The 22,279-nt window shown below is 34.2% G+C and carries 21 protein-coding genes; 12 read left to right on the top strand and 9 right to left on the bottom strand.

Going from position 1 to position 22,279, the window contains the following annotated elements:
* Positions 1-21 precede the first annotated feature (21 nt).
* From NAT47_RS10535 to NAT47_RS10520, 4 genes are all read left to right on the top strand, one after another.
* Entirely contained in the window at positions 22-723 is a 702-nt protein-coding gene (locus tag NAT47_RS10535) for an ABC transporter ATP-binding protein (RefSeq protein ID WP_250582556.1), read from the top strand.
* A gap of 27 nt (positions 724-750) precedes the next feature.
* Entirely contained in the window at positions 751-1,260 is a 510-nt protein-coding gene (locus tag NAT47_RS10530; RefSeq protein WP_026724594.1) for a hypothetical protein, read from the top strand.
* Positions 1,261-1,321: 61 nt separating this feature from the next.
* Complete coding sequence (locus tag NAT47_RS10525) at positions 1,322-2,692, top strand: MATE family efflux transporter (RefSeq protein WP_250582554.1); 1,371 nt, start codon at positions 1,322-1,324, stop codon at positions 2,690-2,692.
* A 47-nt stretch (positions 2,693-2,739) separates the two neighbouring features.
* Positions 2,740-2,970 carry a hypothetical protein gene (locus NAT47_RS10520; RefSeq protein WP_231841985.1) on the top strand — a complete coding sequence of 77 codons (231 nt, stop codon included), beginning with the start codon at positions 2,740-2,742 and terminating at the stop codon, positions 2,968-2,970.
* A 53-nt stretch (positions 2,971-3,023) separates the two neighbouring features.
* On the opposite strand, the gene meaB is transcribed toward NAT47_RS10520, so the two are convergent.
* Positions 3,024-4,109 carry a methylmalonyl Co-A mutase-associated GTPase MeaB gene (meaB, locus tag NAT47_RS10515; RefSeq protein ID WP_250582552.1) on the bottom strand — a complete coding sequence of 362 codons (1,086 nt, stop codon included), beginning with the start codon at positions 4,107-4,109 and terminating at the stop codon, positions 3,024-3,026.
* A gap of 96 nt (positions 4,110-4,205) precedes the next feature.
* Between meaB and NAT47_RS10510 the strand changes: the two genes are divergently transcribed.
* Together NAT47_RS10510 and NAT47_RS10505 are read left to right on the top strand one after the other, a co-directional pair.
* A complete protein-coding gene (locus NAT47_RS10510; protein WP_250582550.1) occupies positions 4,206-5,111 on the top strand; it encodes an AEC family transporter in 906 nt (301 codons plus the stop codon).
* Between the two features lie 141 nt (positions 5,112-5,252).
* On the top strand, positions 5,253-6,650 hold the full coding sequence (locus NAT47_RS10505; RefSeq protein WP_250582548.1) for an FAD-binding oxidoreductase: 1,398 nt from the start codon (positions 5,253-5,255) through the stop codon (positions 6,648-6,650).
* Positions 6,651-6,658: 8 nt separating this feature from the next.
* On the opposite strand, the gene NAT47_RS10500 is transcribed toward NAT47_RS10505, so the two are convergent.
* From NAT47_RS10500 to NAT47_RS10485, 4 genes are all read right to left on the bottom strand, one after another.
* On the bottom strand, positions 6,659-7,060 hold the full coding sequence (locus NAT47_RS10500) for a hypothetical protein (RefSeq protein ID WP_250582546.1): 402 nt from the start codon (positions 7,058-7,060) through the stop codon (positions 6,659-6,661).
* Positions 7,061-7,167: 107 nt separating this feature from the next.
* Complete coding sequence (gene secA, locus NAT47_RS10495) at positions 7,168-10,515, bottom strand: preprotein translocase subunit SecA (protein WP_250582544.1); 3,348 nt, start codon at positions 10,513-10,515, stop codon at positions 7,168-7,170.
* An 88-nt stretch (positions 10,516-10,603) separates the two neighbouring features.
* The gene (locus tag NAT47_RS10490; protein WP_002986941.1) at positions 10,604-10,825 is read right to left on the bottom strand and encodes a DUF2795 domain-containing protein; all 222 of its coding nucleotides are present in this window, start codon (positions 10,823-10,825) and stop codon (positions 10,604-10,606) included.
* Positions 10,826-10,991: 166 nt separating this feature from the next.
* Entirely contained in the window at positions 10,992-11,561 is a 570-nt protein-coding gene (locus NAT47_RS10485; protein ID WP_250582542.1) for a cob(I)yrinic acid a,c-diamide adenosyltransferase, read from the bottom strand.
* Between the two features lie 133 nt (positions 11,562-11,694).
* Here NAT47_RS10485 and NAT47_RS10480 point away from each other — a divergent pair, with 133 nt between their 5' ends.
* The 5 genes from NAT47_RS10480 (at position 11,695) to NAT47_RS10460 (ending at position 14,709) form a co-directional block, all read left to right on the top strand.
* Positions 11,695-12,516: a DUF6929 family protein gene (locus NAT47_RS10480; RefSeq protein WP_250582540.1), complete on the top strand. Its 822-nt coding sequence runs from the start codon at positions 11,695-11,697 to the stop codon at positions 12,514-12,516.
* Positions 12,517-12,582: 66 nt separating this feature from the next.
* Positions 12,583-13,116, top strand: coding sequence for an RNA polymerase sigma factor (locus NAT47_RS10475; protein WP_250582538.1), 534 nt, complete (start codon positions 12,583-12,585; stop codon positions 13,114-13,116).
* Positions 13,117-13,118: 2 nt separating this feature from the next.
* The gene (locus NAT47_RS10470; protein ID WP_250582536.1) at positions 13,119-14,012 is read left to right on the top strand and encodes a hypothetical protein; all 894 of its coding nucleotides are present in this window, start codon (positions 13,119-13,121) and stop codon (positions 14,010-14,012) included.
* Positions 14,013-14,036: 24 nt separating this feature from the next.
* Positions 14,037-14,369, top strand: a complete 333-nt coding sequence (locus tag NAT47_RS10465; protein ID WP_250582534.1) for a hypothetical protein — start codon at positions 14,037-14,039, stop codon at positions 14,367-14,369.
* Entirely contained in the window at positions 14,359-14,709 is a 351-nt protein-coding gene (locus NAT47_RS10460; protein WP_250582532.1) for an FEKKY domain-containing protein, read from the top strand. Before NAT47_RS10465 ends, NAT47_RS10460 begins: the two co-directional genes overlap by 11 nt.
* Position 14,710: 1 nt before the next feature.
* On the opposite strand, the gene NAT47_RS10455 is transcribed toward NAT47_RS10460, so the two are convergent.
* A complete protein-coding gene (locus NAT47_RS10455) occupies positions 14,711-16,351 on the bottom strand; it encodes an amidase family protein (RefSeq protein WP_250582530.1) in 1,641 nt (546 codons plus the stop codon).
* A 91-nt stretch (positions 16,352-16,442) separates the two neighbouring features.
* Positions 16,443-18,077 (bottom strand): ABC-F family ATP-binding cassette domain-containing protein, encoded by a 1,635-nt coding sequence (locus NAT47_RS10450; protein WP_250582528.1) that lies wholly within the window; start codon positions 18,075-18,077, stop codon positions 16,443-16,445.
* Between the two features lie 179 nt (positions 18,078-18,256).
* On the opposite strand from NAT47_RS10450, the gene NAT47_RS10445 reads away from it, so the two are divergent.
* Entirely contained in the window at positions 18,257-20,377 is a 2,121-nt protein-coding gene (locus NAT47_RS10445) for a M3 family metallopeptidase (protein WP_250582526.1), read from the top strand.
* Positions 20,378-20,421: 44 nt separating this feature from the next.
* Here the strand turns inward: NAT47_RS10445 and NAT47_RS10440 are convergent, their stop codons facing one another.
* Positions 20,422-21,036: a DEAD/DEAH box helicase gene (locus NAT47_RS10440; protein WP_250582524.1), complete on the bottom strand. Its 615-nt coding sequence runs from the start codon at positions 21,034-21,036 to the stop codon at positions 20,422-20,424.
* A 76-nt stretch (positions 21,037-21,112) separates the two neighbouring features.
* Complete coding sequence (locus tag NAT47_RS10435) at positions 21,113-22,276, bottom strand: sigma-54-dependent transcriptional regulator (RefSeq protein ID WP_250582523.1); 1,164 nt, start codon at positions 22,274-22,276, stop codon at positions 21,113-21,115.
* Positions 22,277-22,279: the final 3 nt, after the last annotated feature.

Here is a 22,279-nt window from a genome sequence, read left to right as displayed (position 1 = left end):
AGGCTAAATTCTAATTTCATTATGGCAAATCCGTTAATCAAAATAACCAATATCAAAAGAGATTTTCCTCTAGGAAACGAAATCGTGTATGTATTAAAAGGCATCGATTTAGAAATCAATAAGGGCGAATATGTAGCATTAATGGGACCTTCGGGTTCTGGAAAATCCACTTTGATGAACATTTTAGGTTGTTTGGATACGCCCACTTCTGGAACTTACATTTTGAACGGAAAACAGGTGAGCGAAATGCAAGACGATGAATTGGCAGGAATTCGCAATAAAGAAATTGGATTCGTTTTTCAAACCTTTAACTTAATGCCAAGAACAACGGCTTTGGATAATGTAGCTTTACCAATGGTGTATGCGGGTCATTCCAAATCCGAACGTGTTGAAAGAGCTACTGAAGTATTGACGCAAGTGGGACTTCAAGACCGTATGGATCATAAACCGAATCAGTTATCGGGTGGTCAACGTCAGCGTGTGGCGGTTGCTAGAGCTTTGGTAAACAAACCTTCTATCATTTTAGCCGATGAACCAACTGGAAACTTAGATAGTAAAACGTCGGTGGAAATTATGAATTTATTCAACGAAATTCACGCCAATGGAAACACCGTAATCTTGGTAACGCATGAAGAAGATATTGCTGCTTACGCTCACAGAATCATTCGTTTACGCGACGGACTTATTGAAAGTGATTCACAAAATCCGAATATTAAAAAGTAAAGTTACTTTCAATCCTCAATTGCATAAATGAATAATGTAATAAAGATATATTCGGCAGTAAATGTAAAATCATTTGTCACACTTTTTTGGACTATCATTGGACTTGCAGTATCGGTAATTGCTTCAATTTTTGCATATACTTTAATTAAAGATGGATATTGGAAAATATCTTTTTTCACTTTACCCTTTATTTTATTATCACCTTATATAATATTTTTTATTATAAAATCTAAAATAATATTAACTAATGATTCTATAATACGAAAAGTTCCATTTAGCAGAAAAGAATTGAAATATTCTGAAATTAAAACATTTAGAATTTACGATACAATTGGAAATGGATATGGTTCAGTTTCTTATTTTGAAACTAAAAAACCAAATTCAAAAAGTCTATTTACTTTAAAAACAATTTTTGTATCGGATATAGAAAATTCTCATCCAAATAAATTCACAAAGGGAAAACAATTTACTTTTCATGACACAAATGATATTTACTCATTTCTTGAAGAGAAAATTTCTAGTAATCAAGTTCATTAAGTAATATTTTATTATTGAAAAATCTTTTTCAAAATAACTACCTTTGCTCAAAATTGCCAAAATGACTTTTTCCGACTACTCTAAAGAATTTTCACAAAACTTAAAACTCGCCTATCCCATTATTTTAGGCATGATGGGACATACTTTAGTTGGTATTGTAGACAATATAATGGTCGGAAAATTAGGCCCAACGGAATTAGCCGCTGTATCATTAGGAAACAGTTTTGTATTCATTGCCATGTCATTAGGAATCGGATTTTCAACAGCCATTACACCATTAGTAGCGGAATCCGATGGAAAAAATGATGTTGCTGGAGGTCGTTCGGCTTTTCATCATGGCTTGTATTTGTGTACGATTTTAGGGGTTGCTTTATTTACCTTGATTTTCTTTTCGAAACCATTAATTGCTTACATGGGGCAACCCGAAGCAGTGGTAGAAATGGCAAAACCGTATTTAGATATCGTTGGTTTTTCATTGATTCCTTTAATTATGTACCAAGCGTACAAACAATTTGCTGATGGATTAAGCGAAACAAAATATTCGATGTGGGCAACTATTATTGGAAATATTACCAATGTAGTTATCAACTATTTTCTTATTTACGGAATTTGGATTTTTCCAAAATGGGGCATCGTAGGAGCTGCAATAGGAACTATTGCTTCTCGTTTTGTGATGTTAGGTTTTATGCACTACATGATGAATTTAAAACCGAAATTTCATCCCTATTTTAAAGGTTTTAGCTTAAAAGAAATCAAAAAAGAAGTCAACCAAAAAATCATCAAAATTGGAATGCCTTCTGCTATGCAAATGTTCTTTGAAGTAGCTTTGTTTACAGGAGCCATTTGGTTGTGCGGAATGATTGGAACTACAAGTCAAGCAGCAAATCAAATTGCATTGAGTTTAGCTTCGTTAACCTTTATGTTTGCGATGGGATTGAGTGTTACTGCGATGATTCGAGTTGGAAATCAAAAAGGGTTGAATGATTATGTTACCTTACGAAAAGTAGCGATTTCCATCTTCTTATTAACGGTAATTATCGAAGTGGTTTTTGCTTTATTGTTTGTGGTTTTACACACAAGCTTACCATATATTTTCGTAGATATCAACGATGTAAAAAACCTAACCGAAAACTTAGAAGTAATCGCAATTTCAGCCAATTTACTTTTAGTAGCAGCGATTTTCCAAATTTCAGATGGCTTACAAGTCGTAGTTTTAGGAGCACTTCGTGGTTTACAAGATGCAAAAATTCCGATGTATATCACATTTGTTGCGTATTGGGTAATTGGTTTTCCAATATCGATTTACTTAGGATTAGAAACCGAATTAAAAGCCGTTGGAGTATGGATTGGACTTTTAGCTGGATTAACAGCAGCCGCAATATTTTTGTATATTCGCTTTAATTACTTAACAAAAAAATTAATTAAAAATTAATAACGTACAGACAAGTCATTGACTTGTCTCAATTAAATATAAAAAACATGAACTTACCAAAATTTGTTATCGGTGACAATACCGATTTTCCAGAAGATATTTTCGTAATCCATTTAGAATATCCAAGATTCGTAATCAATTTAAAAGATGACGAAGTAGAATTTTTAGAAGACATCGAAGAAGAAGACGAAAAAGAATTAGAATCGGAAATGGAACATTTAATTACCATTGCCGGAGAATTCTACGATAGAGAAATGGAGCGTTACGAGCAGGAATAATCTTTGATTATGATTCCCGTAGCGACAAGTCATTGACTTGTCGCTACCAAAAATTATTTTTTAAAATATTGTTCCAATAAATGCATAGCCGCTGCAAAAGGTGAGATTTCATTGTTTTGCACGGCTTTTTTGTTTTCTTCTAAGAGTTGAATGATATTCGGATGATTGTAAAAATGCGATTTCAATTGTTCATTAATCGTTTCCATCATCCAAAACTGGTTTTGATTGTGACGCTTTTCTTCGAAATAATGATTCGATTTTACCAATTCAAAGTATTCTGAAATAATTTCCCAAATACCATCAATTCCTGTTTTTTCATAAGCACTACAAGTTGTTACTTTTGGAATCCAACCTGAAGATTTGGCTGGAAATAAATGTAAGGCTCTATTAAATTCGGTTTTCGCTAATTTGGCTTTCGCAACATTATCGCCATCGGCTTTATTGATTACGATTGTATCCGCCATTTCCATGATACCGCGTTTGATCCCTTGCAATTCATCGCCAGCGCCTGAAATTTTCAACAACAAAAAGAAATCAACCATACTATGAACGGCAGTTTCGCTTTGCCCTACTCCAACGGTTTCAATGATAATCGTATCAAAACCACAAGCTTCACACAAAATAATAGTTTCGCGGGTTTTTCTTGCAACGCCACCTAACGTATCGCCCGAAGCACTTGGTCTAATATAAGCGTTTTCATCCTTGACCAATTCTTCCATTCGGGTTTTATCGCCCAAAATACTTCCATGACTGATAGACGAACTCGGGTCAACCGCCAAAACAGCTACTTTCTTTCCGATAGAAGTTAAATATTTTCCAAAAGCTTCAATGAATGTACTTTTTCCAACACCTGGAACTCCCGTAATTCCTATACGAACCGAGTTATTTGCATGTGGCAAACAACCTTTTATCACTTCATTCGCTTTGGCTAAATGTTCAGGATTCGTACTTTCAACCAAAGTAATAGCGCGACTCAAAGCGGTTTTGTCTCCTTTTAAAATTCCAGCAATCAATTCCTCTGCCGAAGGTTGTTTTCTTCGAAATTGTTGAATTTGATGCGCTACAACCGTGCTCAACGTTTCGGGTTGGTCCACGCCGTGAATTTCTGAAAGTGCCGATTTTTTATTAGGTGTTTTCAAAAGAGTTTTGCTTTGTGTAAAAATACAAAAAATGTAGGAATATGAAACATCGAAATCTCAAGGTTTAATTACCTTTGTATTCTCGATTTTCGACATATGGAAAACATCATTCTATTATTTTTATGTTTGATTTTGGGTGTTGCGCTTCAAAAAGTACCGCAATTTCCTAAAAACGCTTATCAGAGTTTGAATCAATACGTGATTTACGTTTCGCTTCCGGCCATGGCGTTGTATTATATTCCAAAAATCACTATTTCATTAGCTTTACTTTATCCATTAGGAATTGCGTGGTTAGGTTTCGGATTATCGTTTGTATTTTTCTATACTTTGGGAACGTATTTCAAATGGTCGAAAAAGCTAATCGGCTGTTTGATTTTGACAGGCGGATTGAGCAATACTTCTTTCGTAGGCTTTCCCATCATCGAAGCTTTATTTGGCGCCGAAGGATTGAAAACCGCTATCATCGTTGACCAACCCGGTTCATTCGTAGTCGTAACGACTTTAGGAATTTTAGTCGCAGCGAGTTTTTCAAGAGGCAATTTAAGTACTACTGAAATCGTATTGAAAATTGTAAAATTTCCACCTTTTATTGCCTTTACGATTGCACTTTGTTGCACACTATTTTCATTAGAATTTCCTGAAGCATTGCAAAACTCGTTTTTACGAATCGGAAACACGGTAACACCTGTCGCATTAGTAGCGGTTGGATTGCAATTAAAAATTGATACTCGAAGTAAACATTGGCGTTTTTTAACCTTAGGATTACTTTTTAAATTGATATTGATGCCAGCTTTCTTCTTCTTGCTATACAAAATCGTATTAGGTGGAAAAGGTTTAGAAATTGATGTTTCCATTATGGAATCTGCCATGGCACCAATGATTACAGGTGCGATTTTAGCCTCTAACTACGGATTAAAACCGAAATTAAGCAGTATGATGATTGGAATTGGAATACCATTGTCGTTGTTGACGGTGGCTTTTTGGTATTGGGTTTTGAGTTAGTATCACAAAGTTGCACTAAGCTTGACACAAAGTTCCTCCAAGTTTTTTTTGAACTCTTTGCGACTTAGCGACTTTGCGAGCGAAAAATTCTGTGTTCCAAAAAATATAAAATTAATTATCTTTACACATCAATTTTACACTATGAATCCTGAAATATTACTGGCACTTGAAAACATTGTAGGTTCGGCTTATATTTTTACTGATAAAGCTACTCGTAAAACGTATGGTCATGACGAAACGGAAGATTTGAGTTTTCCGCCTCATGTTGTGGTGAAACCTGCAAATACAGAAGAAGTGGCGCAAATTTTAAAAGTTTCCAACACTTATAAAATTCCGACAACGCCGATTGGTGCACGTACGGGTTTGAGTGGTGGCGCTTTATCGATTTATGGAGGTATTGCGATTTCAATGGAACGCTTTAATAAAATCATTGAAATTGATGAGAAAAACCTTCAAGTTACTACCGAACCTGGAGTAATTACGCAAGTGTTAAGAGAAGCTGTTGCTGAAAAAGACTTGTTTTATCCTGTTGATCCAAGTAGTATGGGAAGTTGTTTTATAGGTGGCAATATTGCCGAAAACTCTGGTGGTGCGAGGGCTTTGAAATATGGTGTTACCAAAGATTATGTATTAAATTTAGAAGTCGTTTTACCAACAGGCGATATCATTTGGACAGGCGCTAATACTTTAAAAAATTCCACTGGTTATAATTTAACGCAATTGATGGTGGGTAGCGAAGGAACTTTGGGAATCGTAACCAAAATTGTATTGAAATTATTACCTCAAAACAAACACAACGTTTTACTTTTGGTTCCGTTTTATAAAGCAGAGCAAGCGTGTGAAGCGGTTTCAGCGATTTTTAGAGCAGGAATTGTTCCAAGTGCTCTAGAGTTTATGGAACGTGATGCGATTGATTGGACGTTGAAATTTGTCGAGGATTTGAATGTGGAAGTAAAAGACAACGTTCAAGCGCATTTGTTGATTGAAGTAGATGGGAATTATCCAGAAATTTTGATGCAAGAAGCCGAACAAATTTTGGCAGTAGTTGAACAATTTGAAATCGACGAAGTATTATTTGCCGATACTGACGAACAAAAAAATGCCCTTTGGAAAATGCGCCGTTCTGTAGCGGAAGCAGTAAAAGCAAATTCGATTTACAAAGAAGAAGATACGGTTGTGCCAAGATATGAATTACCAAAACTATTAAAAGGAATCAAAGAAATTGGAGCAAAACATGGCTTTCAATCCGTGTGTTATGGCCATGCGGGCGATGGTAATTTACACGTAAACATCATCAAAGGCAACATGACCGATGAGAATTGGAAAACGGAAGTTCCTAAAGGAATTCGTGAAATTTTTGAATTGACTGTTGGTTTAAAAGGAACTTTATCAGGTGAGCACGGCATTGGTTTAGTGCAAAAAAACTATATGGATATTGCGTTTTCAAAAGTACATTTAGAATTGATGGAGCGAATTAAAGCTATTTTTGACCCGAATAATGTATTGAATCCTGGGAAGATTTTTCCGGATGGGGAATAGTCAAAAAATTACTTCCCTAAAAACTCCATCAAATTGGCATCTGCATTTTTAAACGTTGGTGGTTGTTCGATAATACTGGCGTTTCTTTTTTTGTTGATTTTCATGGTAATATCAGCATCCGTAGTAAACAATAAAACCGACATAAACGGATTGGCAATATAAGGCGTTAGCTCCGCTTCCATTTCCTCCATTTTGATAATCTTTTCTACTTCTTGTAAACCTTCGTTGTAAATCTTAAACGTAACGGATAGCTTCAAAACGCCATCTTGCGCAATGGTTCTCACGTAGATATTTTGTAATTCAGGTTTTCCGATAGTTTTGGCTAAAGTGAGTTTAGCGAAAGTTCCGTTGGTGATACTTTCGTTAACATGATTGAAAAATTCGGTGTAAACAATAGTGTTTTCGTTCATTTTTAAATTAAATTGTCTTTTCAAAGATAGTTACTTTAATTCATTTCGTGATAAAAAAAATCCCCAACTACTTTTGTAATTGAGGATTCCTTTATTTGTGTTTAAAATTATTCGTTAACCAAAACCCATTCACCTGAAGCTAATAAACTTTCAGCTTTTTTGTATTTCATGGTTTCGCTTTTGCCACTCATTACATGTTTGATAGTAACAGTGTCATTACGATTGATTTTTGGCATTTCTCTAGTAATCGTCTCAGTAACTGGAGGTCTTTGACTTGCCATTTCTCCTGCTTTTTTGGCTTCTGAAGCTGGCGAGTCTAAATCCTCTTTAGTTTCAGTGTATTTTTCTTGACGTGTTTCTTGTCTTGCCTCTTGAATGTTTTCATTACGATGTGGCAAATCACCTTTGAATAAGAATGAAATCACTTCTTTATTTACATCGTCAATCATTTTTTTAAACAAGTTGAATGCTTCAAATTTGTAAATCAACAATGGATCTTTTTGTTCATGAACAGCCAACTGAACCGATTGTTTCAATTCGTCCATTTTACGCAAATGCTTTTTCCAAGCTTCATCTACAATAGCTAATGTGATGTTTTTCTCGAAATCAGTCACTAACGAACGTCCTTCTGTAGTATACGCTTTTTCTAAATCAGTTACTACATTCAAAGTTTTGATACCATCCGTAAAAGGAACTACAATTCTTTGATACTGACCATTGTTATTTTCGTACACATTTTTGATGATCGGATACGCTTCGTGAGCATCTCTAGTGTTTTTTTCCTCATAATGAGCTAAAACAGCCTTATACAGTTTTCCAGTAATTTCTCTAGCAGAAAGTTTTCCAAAATCTGATTCAGAAACTGGTGAACTAATTGAGAAATAACGAATTAATTCAAACTCGAAGTTTTTGAAATCATCTGCTAATTTATTTTGTTCCACTACTAATTCGCAAGTGTCATACATCATGTTGGCAATATCCACTTTCAAACGTTCACCATGTAAAGCGTGACGTCTTCTTTTGTATACTACTTCTCTTTGTGCGTTCATTACGTCGTCATATTCTAACAAACGTTTACGAACACCAAAGTTGTTTTCTTCTACTTTTTTCTGAGCTCTTTCGATAGATTTTGTCATCATCGAATGTTGAATTACTTCACCTTCTTTCAGACCAATTCTATCCATAACTTTCGCTACTCTTTCAGAACCGAACAAACGCATTAGGTTATCTTCCAAAGAAACGTAGAATTGAGAACTACCGACATCTCCTTGACGACCCGCACGACCTCTTAACTGACGGTCTACACGACGTGAATCGTGACGTTCTGTTCCGATAATAGCCAAACCACCTGCTTTTTTAACTTCGTCAGATAATTTAATATCGGTACCACGACCCGCCATATTCGTTGCAATTGTAACTACTCCAGGTTTTCCTGCTTCTGCTACAATTTCTGCCTCGCTTTTATGCATTTTAGCATTCAATACATTGTGTTTAATACCTCTTAATTTCAACATTCGGCTTAATAATTCCGAAATCTCTACTGATGTTGTTCCAATCAATACAGGTCTTCCTGCATTTGACAATTGCACTACATCTTCAATAACGGCGTTGAATTTTTCACGAACCGTTCTGTAAATTAAATCGTCTTTATCTTTACGAGCAATTGGACGGTTGGTTGGAATTTCTACCACATCTAATTTATAGATTTCCCAGAACTCTCCTGCTTCTGTTGAAGCTGTTCCCGTCATACCTCCCAACTTATTATACATACGGAAATAATTCTGTAACGTAATGGTTGCGAAAGTTTGCGTTGCTGCTTCGATTTTTACATTTTCTTTAGCTTCGATTGCTTGGTGTAAACCATCTGAGTAACGACGACCATCCATGATACGTCCTGTTTGCTCATCTACAATCATTACTTTATTGTCCATGATAACGTATTCCGTATCTTTTTCAAATAAAGTGTAAGCTTTTAATAATTGTGTTAAGGTGTGAATACGTTCAGATTTTACAGAGAAATCACGGAATAATTCTTCTTTTTTCTCTGCTGCTTCTTCTGGAGCTAAATTCTCTCTTTCGATTTGGGCAATTGCTGTTCCAATATCTGGTAAAACGAAGAATTGAGAATCGGTATCAGTAGATAGGAATTGGATTCCGTTATCCGTTAGCTCAACTTGATTGTTTTTTTCTTCAATAACAAAGTATAATGCCTCATCAATTTTTGGCATTTCTCTGTTGTTATCTTGCATGTATTGATTTTCCGTTTTTTGAAGTAATTGTTTTACTCCTTCTTCAGATAAGAACTTGATTAACGCTTTACTTTTTGGTAAAGCTCTATGTGAACGCAATAAATAAAAACCAGCATCTTTAGTATTTCCTTCTTTGAATAAACGTTTTGCTTCAGTTAAACAATCCGTAGCTAATTTACGTTGAAGTGTTACTAAGTTTTCAACTTTAGGTTTTAATTCTAAAAATTCATGACGGTCTCCTTGTGGCACCGGTCCAGAAATAATCAATGGTGTTCTAGCATCATCAATTAAAACCGAATCAACCTCATCGACAATCGCATAATTATGTTTGCGCTGTACCAAATCTTCTGGAGCATGCGCCATATTATCACGAAGATAGTCGAAACCAAATTCATTATTTGTTCCATAAGTAATATCCGCTTCATATGCTTTTCTTCGTTGAGGAGAGTTTGGCTGATGATTATCAATACAATCAACCGTTAAACCATGAAACTCAAATAAAGGAGCTTTCCACGTACTATCACGTTTTGCTAGATAGTCATTCACCGTTACTAAATGCACACCATTACCTGTCAACGCATTTAAGTATAAAGGAAGTGTGGCAACTAAAGTTTTACCTTCTCCTGTTTGCATTTCGGCAATTTTACCTTGATGTAAAACTACCCCACCAATTAACTGAACATCATAGTGAATCATGTCCCAAGTGATGGCTTTTCCAGCAGCATCCCAAGAGTTAGCCCAAGTAGCTGTATCACCTTCAATAGTAATGTATGGTTTTGTAGCCGATAATTCTCTATCCTTTGGTGTAGCCGTTACAGTAATAGTGGTATTGTCTTTAAAACGACGAGCGGTTTCTTTCACCACCGCAAACGCTTCTGGAAGAATTTCATTTAATACTTTCTCAGAAATTTCATAAGCTTCCTTCTCAATTTTATCTATTTCTAGATAGATATCTTCACGAGCATCGATATCGGTAGTTTGTTCAGCTTCTAGTTTTAAGGAAGTTATTTTAGCGTCCTTGTCAGCGCGAGCATTTTGAATTTTCGCCTTGAATTCAGCTGTCTTGGCACGTAGTTCATCATGAGACAAAGCTTGTAACGCGCCTTCAAATGATTTAATTTTATTGATTATAGGTTGAATCGCTTTTACATCTTTCTCCGATTTGTCCCCCACAAAAGCCTTCAATATGGAATTTATGATACTCATAATTTTTTATTTTCAATATATAGTTTGCAGATAAAACCACAAAAAAAGCCTCGGTAAGGAGACTTATTTCTGTTGTGTTTATTTATTTTTAATATTCGTCCTCATTCCAAAGATAATCTTCGTCCGTAGGATAATCTGGCCAAATCTCTTCCATTGATTCGTAGATTTCACCTTCGTCTTCTATAGACTGTAAATTCTCTACCACTTCTAATGGAGCTCCAGTTCTAATAGCGTAGTCGATAAGTTCGTCTTTGGTCGCTGGCCATGGTGCATCGCTCAAATAGGATGCTAATTCTAAAGTCCAATACATCTTTTTATCGATTTAAGTTTATGCAAAAATAAATTTATTACTTAAAAAGTCAAGTTTTTTTTTACTTTTTTTACTAAAATTTAAGAACGTTTTTTTTGAGTGTTCAAAACATGACTTTTCATCTTTATTTTAAGGTATATTGAACACTATACCTGATTTCTGAATGTTACTTTCTAGGAATCCATTTCACTTCATCAGCGTTCAAATCATGTGACAACTTTCGTGCCAACACAAAAAGGTAGTCAGAAAGTCGGTTTAGGTACTTAATCACGCGCTCGTCTGTGGGTTCTATGTCATTCAAATGTACGGCTAAACGTTCCGCTCTACGACAAACGCATCGAGCAATATGACAATATGACACGGTTGTATGTCCACCCGGCAAAACAAAATGTGTCATGGGTGGTAACGCTTCTTCCATAGTATCAATTTCATTTTCTAAAAATTCGATATCTGATTCGACTATACCTAAGTTTTGCAAACGAGGCTGACCATTTTTCATGATTTCCTTTTCAGGTGGTGTTGCTAAAATGGCTCCAACGGTAAATAGCCGGTCTTGTACTTCAATGAGAACATTTTTGTATAAAGCATTGATGTCTTGGTCGCGAATTAATCCAATATGCGAATTCAATTCATCAACCGTTCCATAACTTTCAATACGAATATGGTGTTTTGGCACACGCGTACCACCAAATAAAGCTGTGGTTCCGGTATCGCCTGTTTTTGTGTATACTTTCATCTTTAAATTTTAATAACTCAAATACTTAGAGTAAGCATTTGAAAATAACATTCATTTTTTATGTTAACAGCCGTAAAAATACTACTTTTAGAAACTAATTTGCATTAAAAATTGTTAACTCTTTTGTAAAAATATGGAAAATTTCAAACTTACTAACCACTTCACTATAAAAGGTATTTCGGCTGCTTCAGGATTGGTTTATTCCCAAAATGTTTTATTCGTAATATCTGATTCTAGTAGTTTTTTATACCAATTCGACATCGACAGAAAACTTTTGCTAAAATTTCCATTAGTAAAAAACGCAAAAGAAAACATTGAAAAAGAAAACAAACCCGATTTAGAAAGCATCACGCAACATGGAAATCAGTTAATAATGCTAGGTTCGGGTTCAACCCAAAAACGAAATTCGATGTTCACTTTAGATTTAGGAACCGATACCTTAAAAACGCAAGATTTAACTGCTTTGTACCAAAAATTAAAAACCATTGGTTCGTTTACCGACAACCAACTGAATATTGAAGGTGCTATTTATGCGCATCAAACGATGTTATTGTTTCAGAGAGGAAATTCAAAAAACAGTCGAAATGGAATTTTTATTATTCCAAATAACCAAGAAGAAGGCATTCGATTTATACCGATTTCACTTCCAACATTAGATGATATTGAAACCACTTTTACCGATGCGATTTTAATTGGCGATAAAATTTATTTCTTGGCTTGCGCCGAAAACACCGAATCTACTTATGAAGATGGCGAAGTCTTAGGAACCGTTTTAGGAATCATGCATGCACCGACATTTGAAATTATTAATGTGCAATTATTATCGAAACATCAGAAATTTGAAGGTATTACGCTTTACAAAGAATCAGAAACTGAAATTAAGTTTTTATTATGCGAAGACAATGATACGGAGACTTTAGAAACTACAATTTACCAATTAACATTGAAAAAATAATTTTTTTTACTTCCTTCCCAACCTTTTCCCAACTTTTCTGCTCTATATAAAAAAGCAAGTTTACCAATGGATGTAAAACACATACAAGGCTGCCGAAAACAACACCGCGAAGCGCAACGCATGGTGTATGAAATTATGGCACCAAAACTCTATCGTTTGTGTAAACGGTATTTAAAAAAGGAGGAAGAAATTGAAGAAGTATTGGCCGATGCTTTTTTTACCCTATTTACAAAAATCGAACAACTAAAAGAGGATTTGGCTTTTGAAGCTTGGGCGCGAAAAATAACGGTAAATAATTGCCTTTTACAAATTAAAAAAAACATCAACTTTAATTTGTATTTAGAAGATGTAAGCTACAATTCGCAACCCTTAGCAGATGAAGTCACCGATTTAGAAGAAGAAGATTTGCTCAATTTACTCCAGTATATTCCTGATGGATGCCAAACGATTTTTAATTTATTTGTGATTGAAGGTTATTCACACAAAGAAATTGCAGAACAACTTGGCATTAGTGAAGGAACATCGAAATCGCAATTGAATGCGGCGAAAAGTAAATTAAAAGAATTGGTAAGAACTTTTTATTATCAAAAAGCAAAATAGTCATGGGAACAGAAGAAAAATTATATAAAAAAATACAACAAGCTGCCGAAAACGCCGAGCAAAAAGACTTTCCAGGCATGGAGAAGATTTGGGCGCGCGTGGAAGACAAATTAGAAACCCAAACGCTTCAAAAGGAGAAACATTTGTGGAAAAAATTAGCGGTTGCAGCATCAATAGTTTTGGTAGGAACGTTAACTTTTTTCTTACTACAAGAAAAAGAAACTATAATTGTTCCTGAAAACACAGTTACTACTATTGATTCATCAAAAAACGTGATTCCAACACCAGAATCGGCTAATGGATTTGTAAATACAACTCCTGAAATTAAAAAAGAAGCGGAACAAATTTTACAACAACAAATTGTAATTCAAAACAATATTGTAATTAACGATACCTTCAATTACGCATCAAAAAAAGAAATGATGATTCCAAAATTTATTGTTAAGGAAGAAGTTCAAGAAATGGCAAAAACGAGTTTGGTTCCAACATATAACAATACCATTTTGAATTCGGCTTCTACAAATGATTCGGGAAATTTAGCAAAAGGGAAGCGTTATGATTTCACAATGAATTTAGCCAAAACTAATCAGAATAAAGATAAAAAAACAACCAACGACGATTTACTTTTGATTGATGGTAAAATGAGTGAAAAATCACTAGACAATATCAATCCAGAAGAAATTGAATCGATTATCGAACTAAAAGAACCTATTTATTTTATCAACGGTGTGGAATATTCAGAAGAATCCTTGTTTGGAGAAAAACCCACGAGTCCGTATGCGCCTTTAAGTAAACAAAAAATTGAAAAAATTGAAGTCATCAAACCTTCAGATGCCGTAAAAATTTATGGTAAAAAAGGAGAAAAAGGTGTGGTGATTATTTCGATTAAGAAATAGCAATAACAATTTAAAATTCAAATTATGAAAAGACAATTAATCCTATTCTTATTTCTATCTTTTTTGACTTCTCATTTAAGTTTCAGTCAAGATACCATAATGAATCAACCAAAAAAGTCCACAAACATAGTTAAGAGAGATAAACCTCTAATTGTAGTAAATGATTCCATTTTAAAATATGAAGTTATAGAATATTTAAATCCTAATGACATTGAATCTATAACCGTTTGGAAAGATGAAAAAGCTAAATCATTATATGGTGAAAAAGGAAAATTTGGTGTAATCATTATTATTACTAAAAATATCTCAAAAGAAAATCTAATAAAAATCTACAACGAATATAAAGATGAACTATAGACTAATCATCATTGCTTTTTTTCTCAGCTTAACTCTTCATGCTCAAGAGAAGAAACAAAACGATAGCATCAAAATTGAAATCAATTCGAATACAAAAACTATTTATGTGTTAGGCGGAATTGCATCTGTAATCACTAAAGATGATTTGGCTTTCGCGAAAAAATACAATGTTAAATTTCATGATTTTGGTTGCATTCCACCGATAAATTTTGATGAATATGAAGCTAAAAATGAATTGGTTTTTGAATTTTTGAATAAAACCTATGGAAAGCAATGGCAAAAAGAAATTAGACCTAGTATTTTAGGATTTGAAAAATGGAAAAATCGTAACAACAAATAAATCAATTATATCCTTTTGGAGCTTTTCTAACGGGATGTATCTTTTCAAACGCAAATCCTATTCGTAATAACTTTTCTTCTTCAAAAGGTCTTGCAATAAAAGTAATCCCAACTGGCTCTCCAGTTTCACTGTAGCCCATAGGAACACCCAAACAAGGATATTTTGCCATAGCAGCATGACCCGAATTGTAATTATTTATCGACACTATAGCATCTAAATTATGAGTTTTCATAGGAGTTTCGAAAAAGGAAACAGCTTCACTATAAAAGGTTCCCTTCAATTTTGCAAAGTCCTCTTCAGAAATAGTTTCAGCCACAATTCCTTCAAACAAAGCTTGACCATAAGGAATTCGTAAAGCAGCCTCTTTTTTATTGAATACTACAATATCATCAACAGTTTGAAACAAATCATAAACGGAAGAATGCGATTTTAAGTATTTTGGTAAATCTACTTTCATGTCCGCATTTAAAAAAGTGACGAAACCATTAAAATTGACATTTTGTGGTTCAATTTCAATAATTTCAACTCCGTGCGACTTTAAATTTTCGATTGTCTTTTGGTAAATTGTGTTACTCAAATAGGATTTAAAAACTCCGAAACGTTTCCCTTTTAACTCGTTATCAGAAAATGTAGTCCAAACATAATTCGCTTCTGATTTGATGGTGGTACTATCTTCACCATCGTATCCCATAATTACCGACAACAAAATTGCGGTGTCAGTTACATTTTTTGCCATTGGACCAGCAGTATCTAAAGTAGATGAAATAGGAATAATTCCTGTTCTACTAACTTTACCAATAGTTGGTTTTAGTCCCACTATAGAATTTTGACTCGAAGGTGATATAATTGAACCCGAAGTCTCAGAACCAACAGCTGCAACAGCATAATTTGCTGCCACTGAAACACCACTACCCGAACTTGAACCTCCTGTATCAAAAATAGTTCTTCCATAAGGATTTAAAGTCTGTCCTCCTAGAGCGCTATAACCACTTGGGCAACCATCACATAGAAAATATGCCCATTCACTCAAATTAGCTTTTCCTAAAATGATAGCACCTTTGGCTTTTAATTGCTTAACAACAAAAGCATCATTTGTTTTATTATCTTTTAAAGCCACAGCTCCTGCTGTCGTGGGCATTCCATCAGTATTGATGTTATCTTTTAATAAAATAGGCATACCATAAATTGGATGTGATTTACTTTTAGTTCTTCTTTTATCACATAACTTGGCTTCTTGAACTGCATTTTTATTAATGGTAAGTATCGCATTCAAAAAGGTTTCTTGATTACTTTCAAATTTCAGAATTCGATACAAATACCATTTTGTCAATTGCTCATAATTCAACTTTTTCTCGTCTATGCTTTTCTGAAGGCTTAAAATATCTTTATCCAAAATATAAGGAAGCATTTGGATATAATCCTGTTCATTAAAATTTCCAAGTTGACTCTGAATAGACTTAAACATTTCATTTTTATCTAAATTTTTAGATTGAATGAGTTTAAATCGCATTCTTTCGTTTTTAGTATTGGCTAAACTTTCTATCTGGGCAGTTTCGTCATAGGGCATCCAAGTTCTGTCAGATGTTATATTTTTAGAACACGATAAAAAAGCAAAAACTATCAGTAAACAACTATATTTCATTTTTATAAACTTTAGAATAACAAATATATTCATTTACCGATTGTAATGAAAAATTAAAAAGCTCCTATCGGAGCTTTTAACTATTGTTTAATTATTTTTCAATCTCTTTTAAGGACTCCATTTTTTTATATGCTAGGAATCCTTTGATATCTTCGAAATGTTCTTTTACTCGTTTGTGTCCAAATTCAAATACTTTTTCCGCTAATCCATCCAAGAAATCACGGTCGTGAGAAACTAAAATTAAGGTTCCATCAAAATCACGAAGGGCATCTTTGATAATATCTTTTGTTTTCATATCCAAGTGATTCGTAGGCTCATCCAAAATTAAAACATTCACAGGTTCTAACAATAATTTAATCATGGCCAAACGTGTTTTCTCACCTCCAGAAAGTACTTTTACTTTCTTCTGAATATCGTCCCCTTTAAACATGAAAGCGCCTAACATATCTTTAATTTTCGTACGAATATCACCTACAGCAATGCGATCTATCGTATCAAAAACGGTTAATTCTCCATCCAATAGAGCGGCTTGATTTTGAGCGAAATAGCCAATTTGTACATTGTGACCAATTTCTACTTTTCCACCATCATAATCAATTTCACCCATAATTGCTTTAATCATGGTAGATTTTCCTTCTCCATTTTTTCCAACAAATGCCACTTTCTGACCTCTCTCAATCACCAAATTCGCATTATTGAAAACCACATGATCTCCATATTTTTTTGTAAGTTCGCTCACCACCACAGGATATTGACCTGAACGTGGCGATGGAGGAAATTTGAGCTTCAAAGCCGATGTATCTACTTCATCCACTTCCACAAGAACTAATTTTTCTAGCATTCGAACGCGCGATTGTACTTGCTCTGTTTTAGAATATGTTCCTTTAAATCGCTCAATAAAAGCCTGATTTTCAGCAATGAATTTTTGTTGCTCATCGTAAGCTTTTTGTTGATGAATACGTCTATCTTGACGCAACACTAAATAATCGGAATATTTCGCTTTGTAATCGTAAATTCTGCCCATCGTAACTTCAATAGTTCGATTGGTGATGTTATCTACAAACGCTCTATCGTGAGAAATTACCATTACCGCTTTAGCTTGATTCATCAAAAATTCTTCTAACCATTGAATACTCTCCATATCCAAATGGTTCGTTGGCTCATCTAAAAGAATCAAATCAGGTTTTTTCAAAAGGATTTTAGCTAGTTCAATACGCATTCTCCAACCTCCAGAAAATTCAGAAGTTAATCGAGTAAAATCTTCTCTTTCAAAACCCAAACCTTTTAAAACCTTTTCTACTTCCGCCTCATAATTAACTTCTTCAATCGAATAATATTTTTCTGAAAGCTCTGAAACACGTTCGATTAACTTCATGTAATCATCACTCTCGTAATCAGTACGAACCGTTAATTGTTCGTTGATAGCATCAATTTCTTTTTTCATGTCCAAAACTTCAGAAAAAGCTTTTGAAGTTTCTTCCATTACGGTACAATTATCAGTAGTTAATAAATGCTGTGGCAAATACGCAATTACGGCATCACTTGGAGCTGAAATTCCCCCTCTTGTAGGCTTGTTCACTCCTGCTACAATCTTTAATAATGTAGATTTTCCAGCTCCATTTTTACCCATTAAGGCAATTTTATCATTTTCATTAATAGCAAAAGTAATTTCACTAAAAAGAGTCGTTCCGCCAAATTCTACGGCAACATCATTAACTGTTATCATAATGTAAGTTTAAAATTTTAAGGTAGATAAGGTTAAGTAATTCCTTAAATTTTTGAAGGCGCAAAGATAGATTTTAAATTCTGATTTTAGAAAACAACTTTCTGATTTCATAAAATATAGTTAAGTATTAGTCTTTCAGTACAAAAACTTCTATTTTTACATTTTAAAAATTACCCAAAATGAAAATAAAAACTATACTATTATTCTCGGCACTAACTACTGCCATGTCAGTTAATGCACAAGACAAAAAACAAAGTACAATGAATCCGTTTTTTGAAAAGTACACTACACCTTATGAGGTTCCTCCTTTTCACTTAATTAAAAATGAGCACTTTAAACCTGCAATTTTAGAAGGAATCAAAAAACATGAAATTGAAATCAATGCTATTGTATCTAACAAGAAAAAACCAACGTTTGAGAATACAATCCTTGCAATGGAAAACTCAGGAAAGTTACTTTCTAAAGCTAGTACAGTGTTCTACAATCTTAATAGTGCGAATACAAATGAAGAAATTCAGGCAATTGCAAAAGAATTAGCACCAAAATTATCAGCTCATAATGATAATATTTATTTAAATGATGCTTTATTCAAGAGAGTTAAAACTATTTGGGACAACCAAAAAGACTTCAAATTAAACAAAGAGCAAGCTAAAATTCTTGAGAATCTTTATAAAAACTTTGTGAGAAGCGGTGCCAACTTATCAGAAGAAAACAAGAAACGATTAAGAGAAATCAACTCTGAAATGGCAGTTGCTACTTTAAAATACGGACAAAATATTTTAGCCGAAACCAATTCGTATGAATTAGTAATTTCAGATAAAAATGATTTAACTGGATTACCAAACGAACTTATAGAAACGGCTGCTTCTGATGCTAAAGCAAAAGGAAAAGCTGGAAAATGGGTATTTACGTTATCAAATTCCAGCGTGATGCCTTTCTTACAATACAGTTCGAATAGAAAATTACGTCAGGAAATTTGGAATGCTTACCAAATGAGAGCAAACAATAACAATGACAAAGACAACAAAGCATTAGCGATCCAAATTGCAAACTTAAGAAGTGAAAAAGCAAAACTTTTAGGATACGCTACTCATGCAGATTATGTTTTGGAAAAGTCAATGGCTAAAAATCCTGAAACCGCTACTAAATTATTAATGGATTTATGGACTCCAGCTTTAAACATGGCGAACAAAGAAGCAGCTGACATCAAAGAAATGATGTTAAAAGACGGAATTAAAGATGAAGTTCAACCTTACGATTGGAGATATTACGCTGAAAAAATAAGAAAAGAGCGTTTTGATTTGGACGAACAAGAAATGAAACCCTATTTCAGTTTAGAAAAAACAAGAGAAGGTGTTTTTACGGTTTGTAAAAATTTATATGGCTTACAATTCAAACAATTAAACAATGTACCAAAATACCACGAAGACGTAACCGTTTGGGAAGTTACAGAAGCTAACGGAAATCACGTCGGAATCTTATACATGGATTTCCACCCAAGAGCATCAAAAAGAGGTGGAGCATGGATGACATCCTACAGAACTCAAAAAATGGAGAACGGAAAACGAATTGCTCCTGTAGTTTCTATAGTTTGTAATTTTACAAAACCAACAGAAAACGCACCAGCTTTATTAACTTTTGATGAAGTAAGCACGTTTTTCCATGAATTTGGACACGCTTTACACGGATTATTATCAAACGTAACTTATGAAAGCATCGCTGGCACAAGTGTCCCAAGAGATTTCGTAGAATTACCATCTCAAATTATGGAAAACTGGGCTGCCGAACCAGAAGTAATGAAAATGTATGCAAAACACTATAAATCTGGTGAAGTTATTCCGGATGCGTTAATTGAAAAAATGCAAAAAGCAGGAACTTTTGATCAAGGATTTGCTACTACCGAATATTTAGCAGCTTCTCTTTTAGACATGCAATATCACACTCAAAAAGGCAATATTACGGTTGATGCTGAAACGTTTGAAAAAACAGCAATGAACAAAATGAATTTACCAAGCACTATCATTCCTAGGTACAGAAGTACCTATTTCAACCACATTTTTGCTGGTGGTTATTCAGCTGGATATTACAGTTATATTTGGTCAGGAGTTTTAGATACCGATGCGTTTGAAGTATTCAAAATAAACGGCTTATTCAATCAAGATTACGCTAAATCATTCCGAAAAAATGTATTAGAAAAAGGAGGGACTGAAGATCCAATGGAACTTTACAAAAGTTTCCGAGGCGCTGAACCAAGCACAGCACCATTACTTAGAAAAAGAGGTTTAGACCAAGTAAAATAACAACAAAAAAACGCCTGAAGTAATTCAGGCGTTTTTGTTATTTCTTAATCTTCCATTTCAAAAAACAGAGGTTCAATCATAATCTTATCCGCTAAAATTTCAACTCTTTCGGTAATTTGTGAACAGAAAAACAATCGTTGGGTTTTCTCGGCACTCATGGAAAGTCTCAAAATAATGGCGTCTTCACGCTTACGAAGCATTTCATCCACATCATCAACTACAAACATTTTAATGGTTGTCATGTTAAATCCAGCAGACGAAAACATCTCGTTAATACGAATGGGAGTTCCTATCAACACATCCATTCCAGCAGAAATTACATTCTTATCATAATCGATATCGCCTTTTTCATGGACTCCGATAACTCTCAAATTATTGTAATGATTCATCTTTTTGAATTGCTCAACTGCTTCCAATACTTTTTCTTTGTCTTGAACTAAAATCAAAGCTCTCGTACTTTCTCCAACAGGCTTTTCCATTTTCTGAATCACATTCAACAAAATAGTCGTTGTTTTGCCTGAATTCTTAGGAGCTTGAACAACTGCATCGACTCCACTTTTAATGGTTGAAAATGTCTCTTGTTGCAACTCATTTGCTTCAATCAAATCGTTTTCTATGAGTGCTTTCTGAAGGTTGGGATTTATTTTTTTTAATTGCATTTTTTCTTAGGTAAAGGGTAAAAGGTAAAAGGCAATAGGTAACCTTTTACCCATGACCTTTTACCTATTACCAAATTTATTTACTCGCAAACAGTTTTACATCTTGTTCTGAAATTTCATTTCCTCCTAAAATAATTAAGCGTTCTACTACATTTCGTAATTCACGGATATTTCCTGTCCAATCGTATTCTTGTAATAATTTGATGGCTGATTTTGAAAATGATTTTGGAGAAGTTCCTTGTTCCGAAGCAATCTTAGCAGCAAAATGCTCAATCAATTCTGGGATATCTTCTCTCCTATCATTCAAAGCTGGAACTTTAATTAAAATAACAGCCAATCTGTGATACAAATCTTCTCTGAATCTACCTTCTTCAATTTCTTTTTTCAAATCTTTATTCGTAGCTGCTACCACACGAACATTCACTTTTATGTCTTTATCGGCACCAACGCGTTGAATTAAATTCTCTTGCAAAGCACGTAAAACTTTGGCTTGAGCCGACAAACTCATATCGCCAATTTCATCTAAGAAAATCGTTCCGCCATCGGCAGCTTCAAATTTTCCAGCTCTGTCTTTAACAGCCGAAGTAAAAGCCCCTTTTACATGACCAAACAATTCACTTTCGATTAATTCGGAAGGGATAGCCGCACAATTCACTTCAATTAAAGGAGCAGATGAACGCTGACTTTTTTCATGTAATTGATGCGCAACCAATTCTTTTCCTGTTCCGTTTGGTCCTGTAATTAAAACTCGGGCATCCGTTGGAGCTACTTTTTCAATCATCGTTTTTATGTGATTGATGGCTTCGCTATTTCCTATCATTTCGTAGTTTTTAGAGACTTTCTTTTTCAAGTTTTTGTTCTCTACAACTAGTTGTTTTTTGTCTAACGCATTTCGAACCGTATTTAATAAACGATTCAAATCGGGCGGTTTTGAAATGTAGTCAAATGCTCCTAAACGCATGGTATTAATCGCAGTTTCCAAATCACCATGACCTGAAATCATCACCATTGGAATTTCGGGTTTGATTTTTTTAACGGCTTCTAATACCTCAACACCATCCATTTTTGGCATTTTGATGTCGCAAAGAATCAAGTCATAATCTTCATTTTTGACTTTTTCAACTCCTTGTAAACCATCTTCTGCTTCTTCAACTTTATACGAATCATTTTCTTCGGAAAGTATTTTTGTTAATACTCTACGAATTGCTGCTTCGTCTTCTATGATAAGGATTTTACTCATTCT

The organism is Flavobacterium fragile (assembly GCF_023634865.1).
GTDB lineage: Bacteria > Bacteroidota > Bacteroidia > Flavobacteriales > Flavobacteriaceae > Flavobacterium > Flavobacterium fragile.
Note: the sequence above shows the minus strand (reverse complement) of the source record. Positions and strands in the feature narration are given on the sequence as shown.

Coding starts and splice junctions, on each gene's coding strand:
- NAT47_RS10535 (WP_250582556.1), top strand. CDS start 22: ATGGCAAATCCGTTAATCAAAATAACCAATATCAAAAGAGATTTTCCT.
- NAT47_RS10530 (WP_026724594.1), top strand. CDS start 751: ATGAATAATGTAATAAAGATATATTCGGCAGTAAATGTAAAATCATTT.
- NAT47_RS10525 (WP_250582554.1), top strand. CDS start 1,322: ATGACTTTTTCCGACTACTCTAAAGAATTTTCACAAAACTTAAAACTC.
- NAT47_RS10520 (WP_231841985.1), top strand. CDS start 2,740: ATGAACTTACCAAAATTTGTTATCGGTGACAATACCGATTTTCCAGAA.
- NAT47_RS10510 (WP_250582550.1), top strand. CDS start 4,206: ATGGAAAACATCATTCTATTATTTTTATGTTTGATTTTGGGTGTTGCG.
- NAT47_RS10505 (WP_250582548.1), top strand. CDS start 5,253: ATGAATCCTGAAATATTACTGGCACTTGAAAACATTGTAGGTTCGGCT.
- NAT47_RS10500 (WP_250582546.1), bottom strand. CDS start 7,060: ATGAACGAAAACACTATTGTTTACACCGAATTTTTCAATCATGTTAAC.
- secA (WP_250582544.1), bottom strand. CDS start 10,515: ATGAGTATCATAAATTCCATATTGAAGGCTTTTGTGGGGGACAAATCG.
- NAT47_RS10490 (WP_002986941.1), bottom strand. CDS start 10,825: ATGTATTGGACTTTAGAATTAGCATCCTATTTGAGCGATGCACCATGG.
- NAT47_RS10485 (WP_250582542.1), bottom strand. CDS start 11,561: ATGAAAGTATACACAAAAACAGGCGATACCGGAACCACAGCTTTATTT.
- NAT47_RS10480 (WP_250582540.1), top strand. CDS start 11,695: ATGGAAAATTTCAAACTTACTAACCACTTCACTATAAAAGGTATTTCG.
- NAT47_RS10475 (WP_250582538.1), top strand. CDS start 12,583: ATGGATGTAAAACACATACAAGGCTGCCGAAAACAACACCGCGAAGCG.
- NAT47_RS10470 (WP_250582536.1), top strand. CDS start 13,119: ATGGGAACAGAAGAAAAATTATATAAAAAAATACAACAAGCTGCCGAA.
- NAT47_RS10465 (WP_250582534.1), top strand. CDS start 14,037: ATGAAAAGACAATTAATCCTATTCTTATTTCTATCTTTTTTGACTTCT.
- NAT47_RS10460 (WP_250582532.1), top strand. CDS start 14,359: ATGAACTATAGACTAATCATCATTGCTTTTTTTCTCAGCTTAACTCTT.
- NAT47_RS10455 (WP_250582530.1), bottom strand. CDS start 16,351: ATGAAATATAGTTGTTTACTGATAGTTTTTGCTTTTTTATCGTGTTCT.
- NAT47_RS10450 (WP_250582528.1), bottom strand. CDS start 18,077: ATGATAACAGTTAATGATGTTGCCGTAGAATTTGGCGGAACGACTCTT.
- NAT47_RS10445 (WP_250582526.1), top strand. CDS start 18,257: ATGAAAATAAAAACTATACTATTATTCTCGGCACTAACTACTGCCATG.
- NAT47_RS10440 (WP_250582524.1), bottom strand. CDS start 21,036: ATGCAATTAAAAAAAATAAATCCCAACCTTCAGAAAGCACTCATAGAA.
- NAT47_RS10435 (WP_250582523.1), bottom strand. CDS start 22,276: ATGAGTAAAATCCTTATCATAGAAGACGAAGCAGCAATTCGTAGAGTA.